Here is a 20,352-nt window from a genome sequence, read left to right as displayed (position 1 = left end):
ATCTGCCTGTAATCCAAAGGAACAACGCCCGTGGACCTGACTGCGCTGCGCAATGCCAATCCTGAACACTGGGACAAAGCTGCGGCCATCCGCACCCTGACCCTTGACGCCGTCGCCGCCGCCAATTCCGGCCATTCCGGCATGCCGATGGGCATGGCCGACGTTGCGACCGTGCTGTTCGAAAAGCACCTGAAATTCGATGCCTCGGCCCCGAACTGGCCTGATCGCGACCGATTCATCCTTTCGGCGGGTCATGGCTCGATGCTAATCTATTCGCTGCTCTATCTCACGGGTCATGCTGACGTCACGCTGGACGAGATCAAGAACTTCCGCCAACTGGGAGCGAAAACCGCAGGCCACCCGGAAAATTTCCTGGTCGATGGGATCGAAACCACAACCGGTCCGCTGGGTCAGGGCATCTCAAACGCTGTGGGCTTTGCCATGGCCGAAGAAATTCAGCGCGCGCATTACGGCAAGAAGGTCGTGGATCACTATACTTACGTGATCGCGGGCGACGGTTGCCTGATGGAAGGCGTCAGCCAAGAAGCTATCACTCTGGCGGGTCGTCATGAGCTGAGCAAGCTGATCGTATTCTGGGACAACAACAACATTACCATCGACGGCACCGTCGATATGGCCGACCGCACTGATCAGGTGCGCCGCTTCGCAGCCTCGGGCTGGCATGTGATTGAGATCGACGGCCACGACCCCAAAGCCATCGACGCGGCCATTGTTCAGGCGAAAAAGTCGAACAAGCCGACCATGATCGCCTGTGAAAGTCACATTGCTCTGGGTCACGCGGCGCAGGATACGTCCAAAGGCCACGGCGCTTTGACGGATCAGGAACAGCTGAAAGCAGCCAAAGACGGTTATGGCTGGCCTCATGACGCGTTCGAAGTCCCGGCCAACGTGAAATCCGCGTGGGAGGCCATCGGCACCCGCGGTGTCGCTGAGCGCGCCGCGTGGGAAGAGCGTTTCGCGCAGTTGTCCGAGCGCAAGCAGGCCGAGTTCAACCGCGCCTATTCGTTCGAAGCGCCGAAGAAACTGGCCGGTGCCATTCGCGCGTTCAAGAAACAGATGTCGGAAGACCAGCCGAAACTGGCCACCCGCGCCTCGTCTGAAAAGGTTCTGAACGTCGTGAACCCGATCATGACCGAGACCGTTGGCGGCTCGGCTGACCTGACCGGGTCGAACAACACCAAGTCGGCCGATATGGGCGTGTTCCTGCCGGAAAACCGCAAGGGCCGTTACATCCACTACGGTATTCGTGAACACGGCATGGCCGCCGCGATGAACGGCATGGCGCTGCATGGCGGCATCCGCCCCTATGGCGGTACGTTCATGGCCTTCACCGACTATGCCCGTCCGTCCATGCGACTGGCAGCGCTGATGAAAATACCGTCGGTCTTCGTGATGACCCACGACTCGATCGGTCTGGGCGAAGACGGCCCGACGCACCAGCCGGTCGAGCATCTGGCCATCTCGCGCGCAACGCCGAACACCTATGTGTTCCGCCCTGCCGACACGGTTGAGACCGCCGAAGCCTGGGAGCTGGCGCTGACCTTCAAGGACAGCCCCTCGGTCCTGTCGCTGACCCGTCAGGGCGTGCCTACCGTACGGACCCAGCACAAAGCCAAGAACCTAGTTGCACAAGGCGCTTACGTTCTGGCCGAAGCCGAAGGCAAGCGTCAGGCCATCCTGATTGCGACCGGTTCGGAAGTTTCGCTGGCGATGGAAGCCAAGGCCATGCTCGAGGCCGAAGGCATTGGCACCCGCGTTGTCTCCATGCCCTGTATGGAACTATTCGCCGAGCAGGACGAAGCCTACCGCAAGCGCGTTCTGCCCGCAGGTGCCGTGCGCGTCGGTATCGAGGCCGCAGTTCGCGCCGGTGGCTGGGACCGCTGGCTGCTGGGCGAGCGTGGCCGCGAAGCCAAGGCCGGTTTCATCGGCATGTCGGGCTTTGGCGCGTCTGCTCCGGCGGGTGATCTTTACAAGCACTTCGGCATCACCGCAGAGGCAACGGTTGCCAAAGTCAAGGAACTGCTGGGCCTGTAAGCCAATCACGAAGAACAGAGCAAAGGGCGGCTTTGGCCGCCCTTTTCATTTGGATCCAGTCTTAACCTTCAGTTTGAGCGCATCATAGGCTTTCAGAGCGTAATCCAATCGCAACTCATACCGTCCTTGCACCACCACTTTCTTGGGTGGTTCCAAGCCGATACAAGACAACGCTTGGCGAAGATGTGTACCTGAAAGGGGAACGTAAGTTGCCGATTGCCCGGTCAAAGTGTTGTAAACTCGTCCGCCCGACCAATGACTACGCTTCTGTACCTTGAGTGCGGTATCAATACGAAAATGTAAGAATCCGTAGAGTTCTTCTTCATCAAACGGCACTTCGTCGGCGGCAATGCTCAGTGCAGAGAGAAGCGAAGATGCACCGCTCCGAGAGGACCCGCGTGATCCAATTTCTCGGATGATAGGCCCATCTATTAAGGTTTCTAAGCGGAAATGCTGCATCTTAGTGTTCAGCTTTCCTGTTGAACAACGGCCCCATGACCTTGGTTGCAACCGGGATCAAAACAAACCCCCAGGCCAGACCAAACACGCCGTCCATCGCAGCTTTGGAAATCCATTCCACAGCGCCCACCCACTGTTCCGAAACCGAATGCCCAATCGCATAGGCCCAGTCGTGGATGTGATGGCCGAGCCAGCCAAAGCCCAGAACTTCCATCCCGTGAATGACAATTGATCCGCCGACCCACAGCATTGCAGCAGTTCCGACAATCGACAGAGTTTTCATCACGCCCGGCATCGCTTTGACCAGACCGCGCCCCAATCCACGCCCAATAGGTGTCGGCGCGTTCTGCGCCAGGTACAGGCCTACGTCGTCCATCTTCACGATCAGCGCGACCGATCCATAAACCGCAATTGTCACACCAATCCCCACAACCGCCAGCGTCGCGGCCTGCATCCACAGATTCGGAGCTTCAATGGCCGCCAGTGCAATGGTCATGATCTCAGCCGACAGGATAAAATCTGTTTTGATGGCCCCCCTGACCTTCTGTTCCTCCAGATGTCCGGGGTCGCGCACGTTCATGTCTTCGTCGATGGCATGGCTTCCATGCGGGAACAGGACGTGGAAAATCTTCTCGGCCCCCTCGAAACACAAATACGACCCGCCCAACATAAGCAAAGGCGTGATCAGCCACGGCGCGAAATTGGCCAGCAACAGCGCCACCGGCAACAACAGCACGATCTTGTTGAACACCGAGCCCCGCGCAATGCGCCAGATGATCGGCAACTCACGCGCCGGTGCAAAGCCCTGAACGTATTTCGGAGTAACCGCCGCATCGTCAATGATCACTCCCGCCGTCTTGGCCCCGGCCTTGCCCGCCGCCGCAACGACGTCATCCACCGAGGACGCCGCGACCTTGGCGATCCCCGCCACATCATCCAAAAGGGCCAACAGACCGCTCATCGCGCATCCTTTCCTGTCTCCTGCCGCAAACGGACCCTACCCGATCCCTCAGCTAGCGCAAGCGTTAGCGCAATCTCGTGAGGTTTGCGCTAACACCTTAAAATTATGCCGCTTTTACTCTTTTGAGATTCAGAAATCGCCGCTATATGGCCTGCAACGCAAGCGCATTTGGAGACGTCACATGACCATAAAGGTCGGTATTAATGGTTTTGGCCGCATCGGCCGCTGCACCCTGTCGCACATCGCCGCGTCAGGCCGTAACGACATCGAAGTGATCAAGGTCAATGCGACCGGCCCGTTGGAAACAAGCGCGCATCTATTGAAGTATGACAGCATTCATGGCCGTTTTCCCCGCGACATCGCCATCAATGGCAACACCATGGATCTGGGACGCGGCCCGATGGAAATGTTCTCGACTTACGACATGAACGAGCTGGACTGGGAAGGTTGCGACGTCGTTCTGGAATGCACCGGTAAGTTCAATGACGGCACCAAGGCGAAAACGCACCTTGAACGTGGCGCTGGCAAAGTTCTACTGTCCGCTCCGGGCAAGAATGTCGACAAGACCATCGTGTTCGGAGTGAACCACAACACTTTGACTGCAAATGATAATATGGTCTCGAACGGATCCTGCACCACGAACTGCCTTGCTCCGCTTGCCAAGGTGCTGGACGAAGGTGTCGGCATCGAAAACGGTATCATGACCACGATCCACGCCTATACCGGCGACCAGCCTACTTTGGACCGTCGTCACAGCGACCTGTACCGCGCTCGCGCTGCAGCTATGTCGATGATCCCGACCTCGACTGGTGCCGCTAAGGCTCTGGGTGAGGTTCTGCCGAACCTGAAAGGTCGCCTGGACGGTTCCGCCATCCGCGTACCCACCCCGAACGTCTCGGCCGTGGACCTGACTTTCCGCGCCTCGCGCGACGTCACCGTTGAGGAAGTCAACGAAATTGCCCGCGAAGCCGCACAAGGCCCGATGCAGCGTGTTCTGGGCTATGAACCCGCTCCGCTGGTCTCGACCGATTTCAACCACACCGAGGAAAGCTCCATCTTCGCACCAGATCAGACTCGCGTTGTCGATGGCCGACTGGTTCGCGTTTTGGCTTGGTATGACAACGAATGGGGCTTCTCGGTCCGTATGGCTGACGTCGCCGTTGCGATGGGCCGCCTTAACTAAGACCGGTTTGAAATCTTGAACCTTTTTGCCCGCTCAGGTTATCTGGGCGGGCATTTTCGTTCGGGGCCGCAATGACCAACCAAATCGCTATCTGGCTCGGCCTCTTGATCCTCGGTGCGATCATTATCGACTACGCATTCTTTGGCCCCGAGCATTTGATCTTCCTCGGAAAAAAGCTGTACGCCTTTCTGGACTGGGTCGCCATCTGGCGCTGACAGAGGTTTTTCTTGACATTTCCGTTTATCTGACGATGTTAGCGCTAACCATATTTAGCCGACATTCGGACGGAGCAGAAAATGACACTCAAGCTGGCAATCAACGGATTCGGACGGATCGGACGCGGCGTGCTGCGCGCGGTGATGGAGACGGGGCGCACAGACGTGGAAATCGTCGCGATCAACGACTTGGCTAAGCCGGAAATGAACGCACATCTGTTCGAATTTGACAGCGTGCATGGCCGCTATCCCAACACGGTCACATTGTCCGAAGCGGGCCTGGACGTTGGCGCCGGCCCCATCCGCCTAACCAGCGAGCGCGACCCCGAGGCGCTGAACTGGTCGGATGTCGACGTGGTTCTGGAATGCACTGGCGTGTTCCGCACGCGCGAGGCCGCCGAACGTCACCTAAAAAACGGCTCGAAAAAAGTTCTGATCTCGGCTCCCGCTCGCGGAGATGGAGCAGTCAAAACGGTCGTGTTCGGTGTGAACGAACACGAACTGGCAGCCGAAGACACCGTGGTGTCGAACGCTTCCTGCACCACGAACTGCCTGTCCCCCGTTGCCGCCGCACTGGATGCAGGGCTGGGCATCGTGCACGGCAACATGACCACCGTTCACGCCTATACTGCAAGCCAACCGGTTCACGATACTGCGGGCAAGGACCCCTACTTGTCGCGGGCTGCAGCTTTGTCGATGATCCCGACCACAACAGGTGCCGCTGCAGCCGTGGGTCTGGTTCTGCCGCAACTGGCAGGAAAATTGACCGGTCAGGCGATCCGCGTCCCTACCCCCAACGTATCGGTTGTGGATCTGGTGGCCGAGGTTTCGCGCCCCACCACCGAAGACGAGGTCAACGCGCTGTTTGTTGAAGCCGCTGCCAAAATCCCCGGCGTTCTGGCCGCGGAAAACCGCCCGCTGGTATCAGTGGACTTCAACCACGATGCCCACAGTTCGACCGTATCCTTGGCAGAAACCAAAGTCACCGACGGCACGCTGGTGCGCGTGCTGGCGTGGTACGACAACGAATGGGGTTTCTCGAACCGGATGCTGGACACGGCCGCCGCGATGGGTGCCCTAGCCTAGCTTTTCTCGCAGCGCGTCATTGACCTGGGGCGTGACGAATTTCGACACGTCCCCGTTCAGCCGCGCAATCTCTTTCACCAGTTTCGAGGCAATCGCCTGATGCCGGGCTTCAGCCATCAGGAACACGGTTTCGATCGAGTTATCCAGCACACGGTTCATGCCAACCATCTGAAACTCATACTCGAAATCCGCCACGGCCCGCAGACCGCGCACGATGATCTGCGCCCCGACATCACGGGCACAATCGATCAGCAGGTTTTCGAAGGGATGGGCAACAATCTCGGTCCCGGTCTGTTCGGACAGAAACGCGCACTCCGCCTCGATCATGGCAACGCGCTCTTCCAGAGCAAACATCGGCCCCTTGTCGCGGTTGATGGCGACGCCGATCACCAGCTTATCCACTAGTGCCGAGGCGCGGCGAATAATATCGATATGGCCCAAAGTGATCGGGTCAAAGGTTCCAGGATATAATCCCACCCGCATCACGCCCTCCTGCGCAATAAAATTTCTGCGCAAGCAAACATAAACTTGATGCAGGTGCAAGCTATCAGTTCGGTGGTCCGGGCCGTCAATGGCCCATAATCATGCCCTGCAACGCATCTTTTTCCATCGCCAATTCCGCCAGTTGTGCCTTGACCACGTCGCCAAGCGTCACAATTCCAACCAGCTTGCCGTCTTCAACCACGGGCATATGGCGAAAGCGGCCTTCGGTCATGCGGGCCATGATATCCTGAACTGTTGCCTGCCGCGTCGTCGTGATCAGGTCTTGCGTCATGTAGGCGCTGACCGGCTGGTTCAGACATCCGCTACCACTTGCGGCCAATTCGCGAACGATATCACGTTCGGACAGAATGCCCGATGCCGTTTGCCCACCGTCCTCCGACACGATAACGGTACCGATACGTTTTTCTGCTAGAATCTTCGAAGCTTCTGAGACTGTCGCCGAAGGTTCGACCGTCACCACGCCTTCTGTAGACTTAGATGTCAGAATGGCCTGTACGAGCATGAAGAACACCTCCGAAATAATAATCTTATTCCAAAGCGTTGCGCGATTGGGTCGACCTGTCAAGCATCAGCATCGGCTTCAAGCCGCGCAATTTCGTCACGGATGCCCTGTGTCAGAGCGTCGGCAAATCGGTTCAACCGTTCATTGCGCTGATCCCCCTGATGCCGGACAAGATAAAAACTTCGGGTTAAACTCACTTGATCCGTCAAGATTTTCTTTAGGTTTCGGTGAAACGGCAAAGTGAAGTCATGGGCCACGCACACCCCAGTGCCCAGCGTTACCTGACGCAACTGAACCGAGACGGAATTCGATGCAAGCGCGACACGGTCAATGCCGATATCATTGAGATAGTCCAATTCGCGATCGAAGATCATGTCCGGGATATACCCAATCAACCGGTGCCCCATCAGATCGGCGACGGTGTAGATGGGATCGTGGCGGTCCAAGTAATCCTGCGTCGCCACCAAATGCAGCTTGTAATCGCTGACCCTTTTGACCAGCAGCTTTCCAGCGGTTGGCGCACTGACGGTCACGGCCATATCCGCCTCGCGCCGGGACAGGTTGATGATCCGCGGCAAGGCCAGAATCTGAATGTCCAGATCGGGATTGGCATCGCTGATTTTCGCACAGACCTGCGGCAACAGGTAATTCGCGCTACCGTCAGGCGCGCCGATCCGGATTTGACCACTGAGCGACTTGGTCGAGCCCACCACGGCACCCGCCGCCGCACGCATCGCTTCTTCGGCCTGCAGACCGTGATCCAGCAGACGTTCCCCCGTCGCTGTCAGCACATATCCCTGTTGGGACTTTGTGAACAATGTTGCGTCCAGAGTCGCCTCAAGCCGGGCAATGCGCCGTCCGACCGTGGCCGGGTCTATCTTCAGGATGCGCCCGGCGGAAGACAGGCTTTCCTCGCGCGCGACTGCCAGAAAAACCCGCATGTCATCCCAGTTTGGGTTCATGTGTCACCTTTTGCATTTTTGCAAAGCTCTTTTGAGATATTGCCTCTGTTCACGAAATTTCTGCAAGCCTATTGTGCGCTCAAGTCTATCGGAGGAGCTATCGATGCAAGATCTGACCCACTTTCTGAATGGCGAGATGACCGCCGGAACCTCTGGTCGTTTCGACGACATTTTCAACCCGGCAACCGGCGAGGTTCAGTACCGCTGTCCGATGGCCAGTGTTGCAGAGACCACCGCCGCCATCGAGGCAGCCGCCGCAGCACAGCCTCAATGGGGCGCAACCAATCCGCAGAAGCGTGCGCGCGTGATGATGGCCATGGTTGGCTTGATGAACCGCGACATGGACAAGCTGGCCGAGGCGCTGAGCCGCGAGCACGGTAAAACCATTCCGGACGCAAAAGGCGACCTGCAGCGCGGTCTGGAAGTGATCGAATACTGCATAGGTGCACCGCAGATGCTGAAAGGTGAATTCACCGACAGCGCAGGCCCCGGCATCGACATGTATTCGATGCGTCAGCCTCTGGGTGTGGTCGGCTCGATCATGCCGTTCAACTTCCCGGCGATGATGCCACTGTGGCACGTCGGTCCGGCTCTGGCCTGCGGCAACGCCGTGGTTCTGAAACCGTCCGAGCGTGACCCCTCTGTTCCGCTGATGCTGGCCGAACTGTTCGTTGAAGCCGGTCTGCCCAAGGGCGTCTTCCAGGTTGTGAACGGCGACAAAGAGGCCGTGGATACCATCCTCGACAGCGAGATCATCCAGGGCGTCAGCTTTGTGGGTTCGACCCCAATCGCGCAGTACATCTACAGCCGCGCAACCGCCAATGGCAAACGCGCTCAGTGTTTCGGTGGCGCCAAAAACCACATGATCGTCATGCCCGACGCGGATCTGGATCAGGCGGCTGACGCTCTGGTCGGAGCAGGTTTTGGCGCGGCGGGTGAACGCTGCATGGCCGTTTCGGTCGCCGTGCCGGTTGGTGAAGAGACCGCTGACGCGCTGATCGACAAGCTAATCCCGCGCATCGAGAAACTGAAGGTTGGCCCCTACACCGCAGGTGACGACGTGGACATGGGTCCGGTTGTGACCGCCGCCGCGAAAGAGCGTATCCTCGGCCTGATCAACTCGGGTGTCGAGCAAGGCGCGAAGCTGGTTGTCGACAATCGCGATTTCAGCCTGCAGGGTTATGAGGACGGTTTCTTTGTCGGTCCGCACCTGTTCGACAACGTCACGCCCGACATGGACATCTACAAACAGGAAATCTTCGGTCCGGTTCTGTCGACTGTCCGCGCTGGTTCGTACGAAGAGGCGATTGGCCTGGCCATGGATCATGAATATGGCAACGGTACCGCGATCTTTACCCGCGACGGTGACACCGCGCGCGACTTTGCCAGCCGGATCAACATCGGCATGGTCGGTATCAACGTTCCAATCCCGGTTCCGCTGGCATACCACACCTTTGGCGGCTGGAAGAAATCGATGTTCGGCGACCTGAACCAGCACGGTCCGGACAGCTTCAAGTTCTACACCCGCACCAAAACCGTCACCGCACGCTGGCCCTCGGGCATCAAGGAAGGTGGCGAGTTCAACTTTAAGGCAATGGACTGATCCACTGCTGAAACGCGAAAATCCCGAACCCGGCCTTTTACAGGTCGGGTTTTTTTTCGGCGAAGCACCGCCAAAACTCTCGATTTCACGATAAATTCAGAGCAAGCGCCCTAGAAAACGGGGGCAAGGGTCAATACTTTATGGCAAATTATTGCTCGAGCAGTTCCTGAACCGGAGGCCAATTTGTCAAATACCCGCATGAACCGCCGCACTGCATTGTTGGGCGCAGCGTCACTTCTGGCGACGCCAGCTATCGTGCGTGCGCAAAGCAGCGACGCTTTCCCAACCGATGAAGATGCCATCAGCACGCAACTTCCGGTGCGACGCAACGTGTCTTCCTTTTCACAACAGAACTGGCAGGATCATTTCGACGAACTGGGAGTTGGCTGTCTGCTGGCCGATATCACCAGCCGCGCAGTGCACTATTGGGGCCCGGACGGGGCATATAAACTGTACCCGAGTTCAGTTCCGATGAGCGAGGAACTGACCAAGCGCGGGTACACCAAGATCGTGCGCAAAACCGAATTCCCAAGCTGGACTCCAACCGCATCTATGCGGGAGCGTGATCCTTCTTTGCCTGTTCGAATGGAAGGCGGCGATCCTGGCAACCCACTGGGCACCCGTGCCATGTATCTGGACTGGCCGGCTTATCTGGTGCACGGCACCCATGATACGCGCAAAATCGGTCGTCAAAGTTCGTCCGGCTGTATTGGTCTCTACAATCAGCATGTCGAGGAACTGTATCCTCTGGTCCAGATCGGAACTCAGGTCAGACTGGTTTGACGCACAAAGCCCCGGCCGTCAGACCGGGGCTTTTTTCTGTTCTGGACGGTGTTATTCCGGCAGGATTACTGCGTCGATTACGTGAATCACACCGTTGCTGGCTTCGATATCGGCCTGCACCACTTCGGCGTCATTGACCTTAACACCGTTCCTTGCATTCACGCTCAGACGATCCCCCTGTACGGTCAGAACCTTGGCACGCTTTCCTGCGATGTCACCCGACATCACCTTGGCCGGCACCACGTGATAGGTCAGGATTTCGACCAGCTGATCCTTGTTTTCCGGCAGCAACAGGGTTTCCACCGTACCTTCGGGCAACGCGGCAAAGGCTTCGTCGATCGGCGCAAATACGGTGAAGGGACCATCGCCTTTCAGCGTGTCGACCAGACCCGCGGCCTGTACAGCTGCAACCAGCGTGTTGAACGATCCGGCCGAAACGGCGGTGTCCACGATATCAGCGGCCTGCGCTTTTACAGGCAGGGCAAGTGCAAGTGCGGCGGCGGCGCCCATGAATGTGCGGCGAAACATGGCTGTTCTCTCCTCTCCAGCTTGTTATGGAAAGGGGTACGGAGCCTCAGCCTGCCCGGATCACTTTTCCTTGATTTGCACCCAGATACTTTGCGCCCGTCCTTCTTTCAGAAATGGCAACGCCTCAACCGCATCAGGGCGGTCCCTTTGCAAGTAGTACCCGGGCCAAAGCATTGAAAACGCGCCGGATTGCAGCAAGGCGTGAAGCACGTACTGCTCACCCCAACCCGGGCAGTCGTAGAAGAAACGCTTAGGGTATTCATAGGGCAGAAAAACATCGTGGACATGGATCACCACGCCCGGTTTCAGCGACGGAATGATCCGGCAGAACAAATGCGCTACGTCGTTGCTCATCCGAACCACATGACTGGAATCGATGAACAGAACATCGCCCGCCTCAAGCTGATCGAACAGCGCCGGATCAACTTCCTCGAGCCGTTTCTGTTCGAAGTGGTCCACAACATGCGCGATATCTGCCCGCGGGTATGGATCAATTGCAGTGATCCGCGTGTCCAGCCCACCGTCAATGATTGCCTGACGGGTTACGCGGGTCGAGTTGCCACAGCCGACCTCGATCACCTGCTTCGGCGCAAACCGTCGGATCATCAGGTACAGCGCGTCGGCATCAGGGCTGTCGTAGTAACCGTTGCCGATCCGATAGCTGGTCTGATTGCGTGCCGGGTCCTTCAGGGCGTCCAGCGCATCGGCATGTTGGCTGTATTCAGCAACCAGTTGGCCGATATCGAACCCTTCCATTCCCGGCGACAAAGCATAGGCCGGGCGGGTCAATCCCCCTGCCCGTTCGAACGCCTCTAGCCGGGCGCGCTCGTCGTTTTCAGCGGCCTTGTCGATCAGCTTCACACCCAGTTCATCCAGGGCTTCGTTGATCTTGGGGAATTTTCTGGGTTTCACGGGCGGCTCCACTTTCGACTCGCTTGTTCATTACCGCCGCTTGACGGGCCTCTGCAAGAAGGGCTGCGTCAAACGCTTGGCAAAACAGGAATTTCCGTATTCACTGGTCGGAATAGTTAAACGAGGGCCGCCATGCAGCAAGAATACACGCTGGGCATCGAAGAGGAATATTTGCTGGTCGATCGCGACAGCCTTGAACTCGCCGAAGCCCCCGCCGCCTTGATGGAGGCCTGCCAGTCGGATTTCGAAGGACAGGTCAGCCCCGAATTTCTGCAATGCCAGATCGAGGTCGGCACCCGGCCCCACACAACGGTCAAGTCCGCCCGAGAGGATTTGAAACGCCTGCGCTCCTGTGTGGCCGAACGCGCCGCTGAATATAACCTCGCCCCAATTGCGGTGTCCTGCCACCCGTTCGCCGATTGGAAGAAACAGCACCACACCCGCAAGGATCGCTATGACGCGCTGCAGCACGCCTTGGGCGGCGTCGCGCGGCGCATGCTGATCTGCGGCATGCATGTTCACGTCGGGGTCGAGGACCCGGCCCTGCGCGCCGACCTGATGCCACAGCTTTCGTATTTCCTGCCGCACCTGCTGGCGCTTTCGACATCCTCGCCCTATTGGAACGGAGAGGATACGGGCCTGTCTTCCTATCGCCTGACCGTCTTTGACAATCTGCCACGCACCGGGCTACCTCCGGTTCTGGCCAGTTGGTCGGATTACGAACGCACCACAGGCATTCTGGTCGAACTGGGGGTGATCGAGGACACGACGAAGATTTGGTGGGACCTGCGCCCCTCACACCGGTTTCCGACGCTGGAAACCCGGATCATGGATGTGCAGCCGAGGCTGGAACACACGCTGTCGCTAGCCGCTCTGGTACAGGCCCTGACCCGCATGTTGTGTCGTCTGAAAGACCGGAACCTTCGCTGGCGGCATTACGACCAGTTTCTGATTGGCGAAAACCGCTGGCGCGCGCAGCGTTACGGTGTCGGCGAAGGGTTGATCGATTTTGGGGATCGTTCAATCAAACCGATGCCCGAGCTGATGGGCGAACTGATGGGCCTGCTGGCCGAAGATGCCGAGGCACTAGGCACCATGACAGAATTGGCCCGCCTGCAGCAGATCGCGCAAACGGGTACCTCTGCTACGCGACAACGCCGCGTCTATGCCGAGGCCGTGGCAAAGGGTGACGACCCCGGCAAGGCTGTTGTCCGACATCTGATCGAAGAATACCACCTGGACCTTTGATACCCCGGAATGCCTCATACCGGTGATTGCTGACCGTGCAAAATTTCTGTAAGAATTCAGAAATAAACACTCGTTCAATTCATTCGGCAACGTGGGAGGCAAGCCTTGGATTTTGCACTGACAGAAGAGCAGACCGCGATCTTCGATATGGCCTATGATTTCGGGCAGGACAACATCGCACCCAACGCCCGTCAGTGGGAGGCCGACGGGACCATCCCCAAGGAACTCTGGCCTCAGATCGGCGAGTTGGGGTTCGGCGGGCTCTATGTTTCGGAAGACAGCGGCGGGTCTGGCCTGACCCGTCTGGATGCAACGCTGGTGTTCGAGGCCCTTTCGATGGCCTGCCCCTCGGTCGCGGCGTTCCTGTCGATCCACAACATGTGCGCCAAGATGTTGGACAATTTCGCCAGCGACGATCTGAAATCCCGCATCATGCCCGACGTGCTGAGCCTGAATACCGTCCTCAGTTACTGCCTGACCGAACCCGGATCAGGCTCGGACGCCGCGGCGCTGAAAACGCGCGCAGACCGCACCAATGAAGGCTACACGCTGAACGGCACCAAGGCCTTTATCTCGGGCGGCGGCTATTCCGACGCCTATGTTTGCATGGTACGCACCGGGCAGGATGGCCCCAAGGGCATCTCGACTGTTTATGTCGAGGACGGCACACCCGGCCTCAGTTTTGGGGCACTTGAACAGAAGATGGGTTGGAAAAGCCAACCGACGGCGCAGGTGCAGTTCGATGATTGCAAAATCCCGGCGGGCAACCTTGTGGGAACCGAGGGCGACGGCTTCAAATACGCGATGATGGGTCTGGATGGCGGGCGGTTGAACATCGCCTCCTGCTCGTTGGGGGCCGCGCAGGCCGGGCTGAACATGACCTTGCAATACATGTCGGAACGCAAGGCCTTTGGCCAATCCATCGACCAGTTCCAGGCGTTGCAGTTCCGGCTGGCCGATATGGAGATCGAACTTCAGGCCGCACGAACCTTCCTGCGGCAGGCCGCGTGGAAACTGGATCAGGGCGCGCCGGATGCGACCAAGTTCTGCGCCATGGCCAAGAAATTCGTGACCGAGACCGGGTCAAAGGTTGTGGACCAGTGCCTGCAATTGCATGGTGGCTACGGTTATCTGGCGGATTATGGGATCGAGAAACTGGTCCGCGATCTCCGCGTGCATCAGATTCTGGAAGGCACGAATGAAATCATGCGGGTTATTGTCGCCCGACAAATGCTTGCCGAACGCTGAGGGGCCCATGCCTGACATCGACATCCGTATAACTGGCCGCGCCGGGCGTATCACCCTGACACGCCCCAAAGCGTTAAACGCGCTGACCTATGACATGTGCATGGCGATCGACACGGCGCTGCGCAACTGGCGCGAAGACGACGCCGTGGATCTGGTGATTCTGGATGCCGAAGGCGAAAAGGCCTTTTGTGCTGGCGGGGACATTGCCGACCTTTATGCAACCGGTATCAAGGGCGACTATGCCTATGGTCGCACCTTCTGGCAGGACGAATACCGTCTGAACGCGCTGATCTTTGAATACCCCAAACCGGTCGTCAGTTTCCTGCACGGGTTCACCATGGGCGGCGGTGTTGGCATCGGTTGCCACGGCAGCCATCGCATTGTTGGTGAAAGCTCTCGGATTGCGCTGCCGGAGTGTTCCATAGGGTTGGTGCCGGATGTCGGCAGCACCCTGATGTTGGCGCTGGCCCCCGGTCGGCTGGGCGAGTATCTGGGTATTACCGGCCACCGCATGGGACCCGGTGATGCGATCTTTGCCGGTTTTGCCGATCACTACATACCGCTCGCCGAGTGGTCCGATCTGATCGAGATGCTTGAGGCGTCGGGTGACACTGAAATGCTGCAGAAGCATTCAGCGGTGCCACCTGAAAGCGAACTTGGGCGTCAGCAGGCCGAGATTGACGCGTGTTTTGCCGGAGAGAGCCTTGGGGACATCCTGAACACCCTGACCAATTCCAAACACGATATGGCGGCAGATGCGCGCAAACTCATGGACCGCAATTCACCGCTTTCGATGGCGTGTACGGTTGAGATGCTGCACCGCTTACGCACCCCCAGCCTGACCCAGCGCAAAGCGCTGGAGTTGGAATATCGCTATACCTTCCGCGCGATGGAACACGGGGATTTTCTGGAAGGCATTCGCGCCCAGATCATCGACAAAGACCGCACGCCGCGCTGGCAGTTTGCCGATCAAACCGTGCCTGCGGTCGCGGTTTCAAAGATGCTGCAGCCTCTGGGTAAAGACATGCTGACTTTTGAGGAGACATAAGAAATGAAAATCGGGTTTATCGGGCTTGGCAACATGGGCAATCCAATGGCCGCCAACCTGGCCAAAGCTGGGCATGAGGTGACGGGCTTTGACATGGCTGATGTCGATGTTGCGGGTGTCACCATGGCCGGTTCTGGTGCAGATGCTGCCGCTGGTGCCGACATCGTTGTCACTATGCTTCCGAACGGTCAGATTCTGCGCGCGGTCGCGAATGAGGTCATCCCCGCGATGCAGTCTGGATCAGTGTGGATTGACTGTTCAACCGTCGACGTCGACAGCGCCCGCGCCGTCGCGGATCAGGCGAAAGAGGCAGGCGTCCTAGCGGTCGACGCTCCGGTTTCGGGTGGAATCGGCGGCGCGGCGGCTGGCACGCTGACCTTCATGGCAGGCGGCAGTGACGACGCCTTTGCCAAGGCGGAGCCCCTGTTTGACATCATGGGCCAAAAGGCCGTGCATTGCGGCGAGTCCGGCGCCGGTCAGGCCGCGAAAATCTGCAACAACATGATCCTGGGCGTCACCATGATTGCCACATGCGAAGCCTTTGCGCTGGCTGACAAACTTGGACTGGACAGGCAAAAGATGTTTGACGTGGTCAGCACATCTTCGGGCTATAGCTGGACGATGAACGCTTATTGCCCTGCCCCCGGCGTCGGACCGACCAGCCCGGCAGATAACGACTATCAACCCGGTTTTGCCGCCGAACTGATGCTGAAGGACCTGCGGCTCAGCCAACAGGCTGCCGAAAGCGCGGATGCCGACACGCCGATGGGACAGGTGGCAACCTCACTTTATGAGAAATTCGTCGAAGCCGAAGATGGGCTGGGAATGGACTTTTCGGCCATGCTGCCACGGTTCGAAAAACGCGGACGAGGCTAAGAGCGCTCCCAGTGAGCAGCTTCCTGCCCATGGGGTTGACCCAAAACGCAGCGACGGCCATCTATCCTTGGCCACAGTTTTCACGCGAAAGGATTTAAGATGTCGCGCGTTTTGACCATTTCGACGGCGATCCTAGCGCTTGCGCTCAGCTCTGGCGTGGCCATGGCCGGGAATAGCAAAGGTAAGGCCGGTCACTGCCCGCCAGGTCTGGCGAAGAAAGCCGTGCCTTGCGTGCCGCCGGGACAGGTCAAAAACCTGTATCGCACGGGCGACTACATCAACAGCGACTATCGCTGGATCAATGATCCGTACCGCTATGGGCTGAATCGCGGCAGCTACATCCGCGCCGGTGACTATGTCTATCGCGTTGATCCTGACACGCGAAAGGTGCTGAACCTGATCGGAGCGGTGGCAGATATCCTCAATTGAGGATAGCCCCCTATTCCGCCGCTACCGCCCGACCATCCAACATTTGTTTCAGGTAACGTCCGGTATGGCTGCGCTCGACCGCAGCCACGTCCTCGGGTGTTCCGGTTGCTACGATCTCACCCCCACCATCGCCACCTTCGGGGCCTATATCGATGATATGGTCGGAGGTTTTCACGACGTCCAGATTGTGTTCGATCACAATAACCGTATTTCCCTGATCGACCAATTCATGAAGAACTTCCAATAACTTACGCACATCTTCGAAATGCAGCCCGGTGGTCGGCTCGTCCAGAATATACAGCGTCCGCCCGGTCGAGCGTTTGGACAGTTCCTTGGACAGCTTGACCCGCTGCGCTTCACCACCGGACAGCGTGGTCGCCTGCTGGCCGACCTTGATGTAGCCAAGCCCAACCCGCGCCAAGGCGTCCATTTTGTCACGGATCGAGGGCACCGCCTTAAAGAACTCCTGCGCGTCCTCCACAGTCATATCAAGGACATCGGCGATGGACTTGCCCTTGAACTTGATCTCCAGCGTCTCGCGATTGTAACGCGCGCCTTTGCAGGTTTCGCAAGTCACATAGACGTCCGGCAGAAAGTGCATCTCGATCTTAATGACACCGTCACCCTGACAGGCCTCGCATCGGCCACCTTTGACGTTGAAGCTGAAGCGTCCCGGCTTGTAACCGCGCGCCTTGGCCTCGGGCAGACCGGCGAACCAGTCTCGGATCGGGGTAAAGGCCCCGGTGTAAGTTGCTGGATTCGAACGCGGAGTCCGCCCGATGGGTCGCTGGTCAATGTCGATGACCTTATCCAGATGCTCCAACCCTTTGATCGTTTCACAGGGCGCCGGAGTTTGCCGCGCTCCGTTCAGACGCATTGAGGCGGTCTTGAACAGCGTCTCAATTGTCAGCGTGGATTTACCTCCCCCGGACACACCAGTCACACACACGAACTTGCCCAACGGGAAATCGGCGGTGACGTTTTTCAGGTTGTTCCCGGTCGCCTTGACCACCGAAACTTTCTTCTTGTTTCCCTTGCGTCGTTTCGACGGAATCGGGATCTCTCGGGTGCCAGCGAGATACTGACCGGTCATGGAGGCCGCGTCGGCCGCGATCTTATCGGGTGTGCCCTCGCTGACCACCTGTCCGCCATGCACACCTGCACCCGGGCCAATATCGAAGACGTAATCCGCTTCGCGGATGGCTTCTTCGTCATGTTCCACGACAATCACGGTGTTGCCCTGATCGCGCAGATTCTTGAGCGTGCCCAGCAGCCGATCATTGTCACGCTGATGCAGTCCAATCGAAGGCTCGTCCAGCACGTAAAGAACCCCGGTCAGACCCGAGCCGATCTGGCTGGCCAAACGGATACGCTGGCTTTCACCTCCGGACAGGGTACCACTTGAACGGGACAGCGTAAGGTATTCCAAACCAACGTTATTCAGGAATCCCAGCCGCTCACGAATTTCCTTCAAAATGGCACGGGCGATCTCGTTCTTCTGAATGCTCAGATGGTTCGGCGCGTCTTCGATCCAGGCCAGAGCCTCGCGGATCGACATCTGAACCACCTGACCGACATGCAGGCCAGCGATCTTAACGGCCAGAGCTTCGGGCCGCAGGCGGTAACCATCGCAGGCCCCACATGGTCGATTGTTCTGGTACCGTTCGAATTCTTCCCGGATCCAGGCGCTGTCGGTCTCGCGATAGCGCCGCTCCATATTGGGAATCACGCCCTCAAAGCTGCGGGTGACCTGATACACCCGCCCGCCCTCGTCGTAACGGAACTGGATCTCTTCATCACCCGACCCACGCAGGAACACTTGCTGCACCTTGGCTGGCAGATCTTTCCAGGGCGTATTCTTGTCAAACTCGTAATGGCGCGCGATGGCCTCGATGGTTTGCAGAAAATACGGAGACTTGCCTTTGCGCCACGGGGCTAAGGCCCCGTCATAGAGCTTCAGCGTCTGGTCCGGCACTACTAGCCGCTCGTCAAAGAACAGCTCGACACCCAGACCATCGCAGTCCGGACAAGCCCCGAAGGGCGCGTTGAACGAAAACAGACGGGGCTCGATCTCGGGGATGGTGAAACCACTGACCGGGCAGGCAAAATTCTCACTGAACGTGATCCGCTCCGATTCGCCCTCGCGCGGTGCGGTCTCCAGAACCGCGATGCCGTCTGCCAGATCCAGAGCCGTGCGCAGGCTGTCGGCCAGCCGCGTCTCCATTCCTTCGCGCACAACCAGACGGTCGACCACGACGTCGATATCGTGGCGGAATTTCTTGTCCAGCGTGGGTGGCTCATCAAGCTCATAGAACTCGCCATCCACTTTCACCCGCTGAAAGCCCTGTTTTCGCAGTTCGAGAAATTCTTTTTTGTATTCCCCCTTCCGGTCCCGCACGATGGGCGCCAGAAGGTAACCTCGCGTGCCCTCCTCCATCGTCATGATCCGGTCGACCATGTCCTGCACCTGCTGCGCCTCAATCGGCTGACCGGTGACAGGGCTGTAGGGTGTCCCTGCGCGGGCAAACAAAAGGCGCAGATAGTCATAGATCTCGGTGACCGTACCGACCGTTGAGCGCGGGTTCTTCGACGTGGTTTTCTGTTCGATGGAAATTGCCGGGGACAGGCCGCTGATGTGATCCACATCGGGCTTTTCCATCATATCAAGGAACTGGCGCGCATAGGCCGACAGGCTTTCGACATATCGGCGCTGGCCTTCGGCATAGATCGTATCGAACGCTAACGAGGACTTGCCCGAGCCCGACAGTCCGGTGATTACCACCAGTTGATCCCGTGGGATATCGACGTCGATGCCCTTGAGGTTATGCTCGCGCGCACCGCGCACCTCGATATTCTTCAGCTCAGCCATTTTGGCCCCCAAAACACAAGTGTCCTAGAAATAGGCGAGCGGCACTGAGTCTCCAACAAGAAAGTTAGAACAAAATGTGAACGACCAGAATATTGCCGACATCTCCTGACATCGTAACCCAGATCCAATACGCGCCCCTTGCAAGGGGTGAGATTTATAGGCATCGGAAGGAAAATGGCGCGGTTGACGGGGCTCGAACCCGCGACCCCCGGCGTGACAGGCCGGTACTCTAACCAACTGAGCTACAACCGCGCATCTATTTTGTGGCCTTTACCCTGGACCAAGGATGGCAGCGATGGCGCGGTTGACGGGGCTCGAACCCGCGACCCCCGGCGTGACAGGCCGGTACTCTAACCAACTGAGCTACAACCGCCCGCTGCCCGTTCGTTGCTGAACGTTGGGGTGTATTATGGCCACGCCCCGACATCGTCAAGCGGCGTTTTGAAGTTTTTTTCCAGATCGTAAAAAATGTTCGCTTCAACAGGGACCCATCCCCTGCCAGGCTTCCCATTCATGCACTGGCCGCGTATCCGGATTTGCCCTGTCTGGCGGAGGGAATCACGCCCTCAAAACACCCTGACAAAACTCTACGGATTCGCCGCTGACCGATTCCGCAAAAGACACGCATAAGATGTAGGTTTTCGTAAAATTTGTACATAAAGATTAATAGAACCATTCCCGGTCGCAACGTCATCCTGAGCACCCAACCCGGTCGTCATTTTTAGGCCACATTGCGTGTGCAAGAGGCGACATAAAGTACCAAAACTTAATAAGTTTTGACTATCGGCTTGCACCCGCAAGTTTCGAAGTGAAAGTACACAAGAAAAAACAGGCCCTGACTTTAAGGGGTCAAATGGAAGGCTAATGCAATCTATGGCATC

The 20,352-nt window shown here is 58.0% G+C and carries 19 protein-coding genes and 2 tRNA genes; 11 read left to right on the top strand and 10 right to left on the bottom strand.

Features of this window, described 5'->3' with window-relative positions:
• Positions 1-30: 30 nt before the first annotated feature.
• Positions 31-2,055 (top strand): transketolase, encoded by a 2,025-nt coding sequence (gene tkt / locus ACR1XY_RS05705; protein ID WP_480590797.1) that lies wholly within the window; start codon positions 31-33, stop codon positions 2,053-2,055.
• 45 nt (positions 2,056-2,100) lie between these two features.
• Here tkt and ACR1XY_RS05700 read toward each other — a convergent pair whose 3' ends face one another.
• Positions 2,101-2,514, bottom strand: a complete 414-nt coding sequence (locus ACR1XY_RS05700) for a hypothetical protein (RefSeq protein WP_480590795.1) — start codon at positions 2,512-2,514, stop codon at positions 2,101-2,103.
• Between the two features lies 1 nt (position 2,515).
• Entirely contained in the window at positions 2,516-3,475 is a 960-nt protein-coding gene (locus ACR1XY_RS05695; protein ID WP_480590793.1) for a DUF808 domain-containing protein, read from the bottom strand.
• Between the two features lie 181 nt (positions 3,476-3,656).
• On the opposite strand from ACR1XY_RS05695, the gene gap (ACR1XY_RS05690) reads away from it, so the two are divergent.
• The 3 genes from gap (ACR1XY_RS05690) to gap (ACR1XY_RS05680) all read left to right on the top strand — a co-directional run bounded on the left by gap (ACR1XY_RS05690) (position 3,657) and on the right by gap (ACR1XY_RS05680) (position 5,959).
• The gene (gene gap, locus ACR1XY_RS05690; protein ID WP_480590791.1) at positions 3,657-4,658 is read left to right on the top strand and encodes a type I glyceraldehyde-3-phosphate dehydrogenase; all 1,002 of its coding nucleotides are present in this window, start codon (positions 3,657-3,659) and stop codon (positions 4,656-4,658) included.
• A gap of 71 nt (positions 4,659-4,729) precedes the next feature.
• Complete coding sequence (locus tag ACR1XY_RS05685; RefSeq protein ID WP_480590789.1) at positions 4,730-4,873, top strand: hypothetical protein; 144 nt, start codon at positions 4,730-4,732, stop codon at positions 4,871-4,873.
• Positions 4,874-4,954: 81 nt separating this feature from the next.
• Positions 4,955-5,959 (top strand): type I glyceraldehyde-3-phosphate dehydrogenase, encoded by a 1,005-nt coding sequence (gap, locus tag ACR1XY_RS05680; RefSeq protein WP_480590787.1) that lies wholly within the window; start codon positions 4,955-4,957, stop codon positions 5,957-5,959.
• Here gap (ACR1XY_RS05680) and coaD read toward each other — a convergent pair.
• The 3 genes from coaD to ACR1XY_RS05665 all read right to left on the bottom strand — a co-directional run bounded on the left by coaD (position 5,951) and on the right by ACR1XY_RS05665 (position 7,927).
• Positions 5,951-6,442: a pantetheine-phosphate adenylyltransferase gene (coaD, locus tag ACR1XY_RS05675; RefSeq protein WP_480590785.1), complete on the bottom strand. Its 492-nt coding sequence runs from the start codon at positions 6,440-6,442 to the stop codon at positions 5,951-5,953. The genes gap (ACR1XY_RS05680) and coaD overlap by 9 nt on opposite strands.
• Positions 6,443-6,527: 85 nt before the next feature.
• Positions 6,528-6,965: a CBS domain-containing protein gene (locus ACR1XY_RS05670; protein WP_480590784.1), complete on the bottom strand. Its 438-nt coding sequence runs from the start codon at positions 6,963-6,965 to the stop codon at positions 6,528-6,530.
• A 59-nt stretch (positions 6,966-7,024) separates the two neighbouring features.
• Entirely contained in the window at positions 7,025-7,927 is a 903-nt protein-coding gene (locus ACR1XY_RS05665) for a LysR family transcriptional regulator (protein ID WP_480590782.1), read from the bottom strand.
• A gap of 103 nt (positions 7,928-8,030) precedes the next feature.
• Here ACR1XY_RS05665 and ACR1XY_RS05660 point away from each other — a divergent pair, with 103 nt between their 5' ends.
• Both ACR1XY_RS05660 and ACR1XY_RS05655 read left to right on the top strand, forming a co-directional pair.
• Positions 8,031-9,530, top strand: a complete 1,500-nt coding sequence (locus ACR1XY_RS05660) for a CoA-acylating methylmalonate-semialdehyde dehydrogenase (RefSeq protein ID WP_480590780.1) — start codon at positions 8,031-8,033, stop codon at positions 9,528-9,530.
• Between the two features lie 198 nt (positions 9,531-9,728).
• Complete coding sequence (locus ACR1XY_RS05655) at positions 9,729-10,313, top strand: L,D-transpeptidase (protein WP_480591087.1); 585 nt, start codon at positions 9,729-9,731, stop codon at positions 10,311-10,313.
• 51 nt (positions 10,314-10,364) lie between these two features.
• On the opposite strand, the gene ACR1XY_RS05650 is transcribed toward ACR1XY_RS05655, so the two are convergent.
• Together ACR1XY_RS05650 and ACR1XY_RS05645 are read right to left on the bottom strand one after the other, a co-directional pair.
• Positions 10,365-10,841 carry a fasciclin domain-containing protein gene (locus ACR1XY_RS05650; RefSeq protein WP_480590778.1) on the bottom strand — a complete coding sequence of 159 codons (477 nt, stop codon included), beginning with the start codon at positions 10,839-10,841 and terminating at the stop codon, positions 10,365-10,367.
• 60 nt (positions 10,842-10,901) lie between these two features.
• Positions 10,902-11,753: a class I SAM-dependent methyltransferase gene (locus ACR1XY_RS05645; RefSeq protein ID WP_480590776.1), complete on the bottom strand. Its 852-nt coding sequence runs from the start codon at positions 11,751-11,753 to the stop codon at positions 10,902-10,904.
• Positions 11,754-11,885: 132 nt separating this feature from the next.
• Here ACR1XY_RS05645 and ACR1XY_RS05640 point away from each other — a divergent pair, with 132 nt between their 5' ends.
• The 5 genes from ACR1XY_RS05640 to ACR1XY_RS05620 all read left to right on the top strand — a co-directional run bounded on the left by ACR1XY_RS05640 (position 11,886) and on the right by ACR1XY_RS05620 (position 16,602).
• Positions 11,886-13,001, top strand: a complete 1,116-nt coding sequence (locus tag ACR1XY_RS05640; RefSeq protein ID WP_480590774.1) for a carboxylate-amine ligase — start codon at positions 11,886-11,888, stop codon at positions 12,999-13,001.
• A 105-nt stretch (positions 13,002-13,106) separates the two neighbouring features.
• Positions 13,107-14,249 (top strand): acyl-CoA dehydrogenase family protein, encoded by a 1,143-nt coding sequence (locus ACR1XY_RS05635; RefSeq protein WP_480590773.1) that lies wholly within the window; start codon positions 13,107-13,109, stop codon positions 14,247-14,249.
• Positions 14,250-14,256: 7 nt separating this feature from the next.
• The gene (locus tag ACR1XY_RS05630) at positions 14,257-15,297 is read left to right on the top strand and encodes an enoyl-CoA hydratase/isomerase family protein (RefSeq protein WP_480590771.1); all 1,041 of its coding nucleotides are present in this window, start codon (positions 14,257-14,259) and stop codon (positions 15,295-15,297) included.
• Positions 15,298-15,300: 3 nt separating this feature from the next.
• On the top strand, positions 15,301-16,173 hold the full coding sequence (gene mmsB / locus ACR1XY_RS05625; protein WP_480590769.1) for a 3-hydroxyisobutyrate dehydrogenase: 873 nt from the start codon (positions 15,301-15,303) through the stop codon (positions 16,171-16,173).
• A gap of 99 nt (positions 16,174-16,272) precedes the next feature.
• On the top strand, positions 16,273-16,602 hold the full coding sequence (locus tag ACR1XY_RS05620) for a hypothetical protein (protein WP_480590767.1): 330 nt from the start codon (positions 16,273-16,275) through the stop codon (positions 16,600-16,602).
• A 10-nt stretch (positions 16,603-16,612) separates the two neighbouring features.
• Here ACR1XY_RS05620 and uvrA read toward each other — a convergent pair whose 3' ends face one another.
• The 3 genes from uvrA to ACR1XY_RS05605 form a co-directional block, all read right to left on the bottom strand.
• Positions 16,613-19,471: an excinuclease ABC subunit UvrA gene (uvrA, locus tag ACR1XY_RS05615; protein ID WP_480590765.1), complete on the bottom strand. Its 2,859-nt coding sequence runs from the start codon at positions 19,469-19,471 to the stop codon at positions 16,613-16,615.
• 175 nt (positions 19,472-19,646) lie between these two features.
• A tRNA-Asp gene (locus ACR1XY_RS05610) sits at positions 19,647-19,723 on the bottom strand.
• A gap of 44 nt (positions 19,724-19,767) precedes the next feature.
• Positions 19,768-19,844: transfer RNA gene (locus tag ACR1XY_RS05605), tRNA-Asp, on the bottom strand.
• Between the last annotated feature and the right edge of the window lie 508 nt (positions 19,845-20,352).

Source organism: Ruegeria sp. AD11(2025) (genome assembly GCF_056542405.1).
The sequence above is the reverse complement of the archived record's forward strand: the minus strand, read 5'-3'. Positions and strand labels throughout refer to the sequence as shown.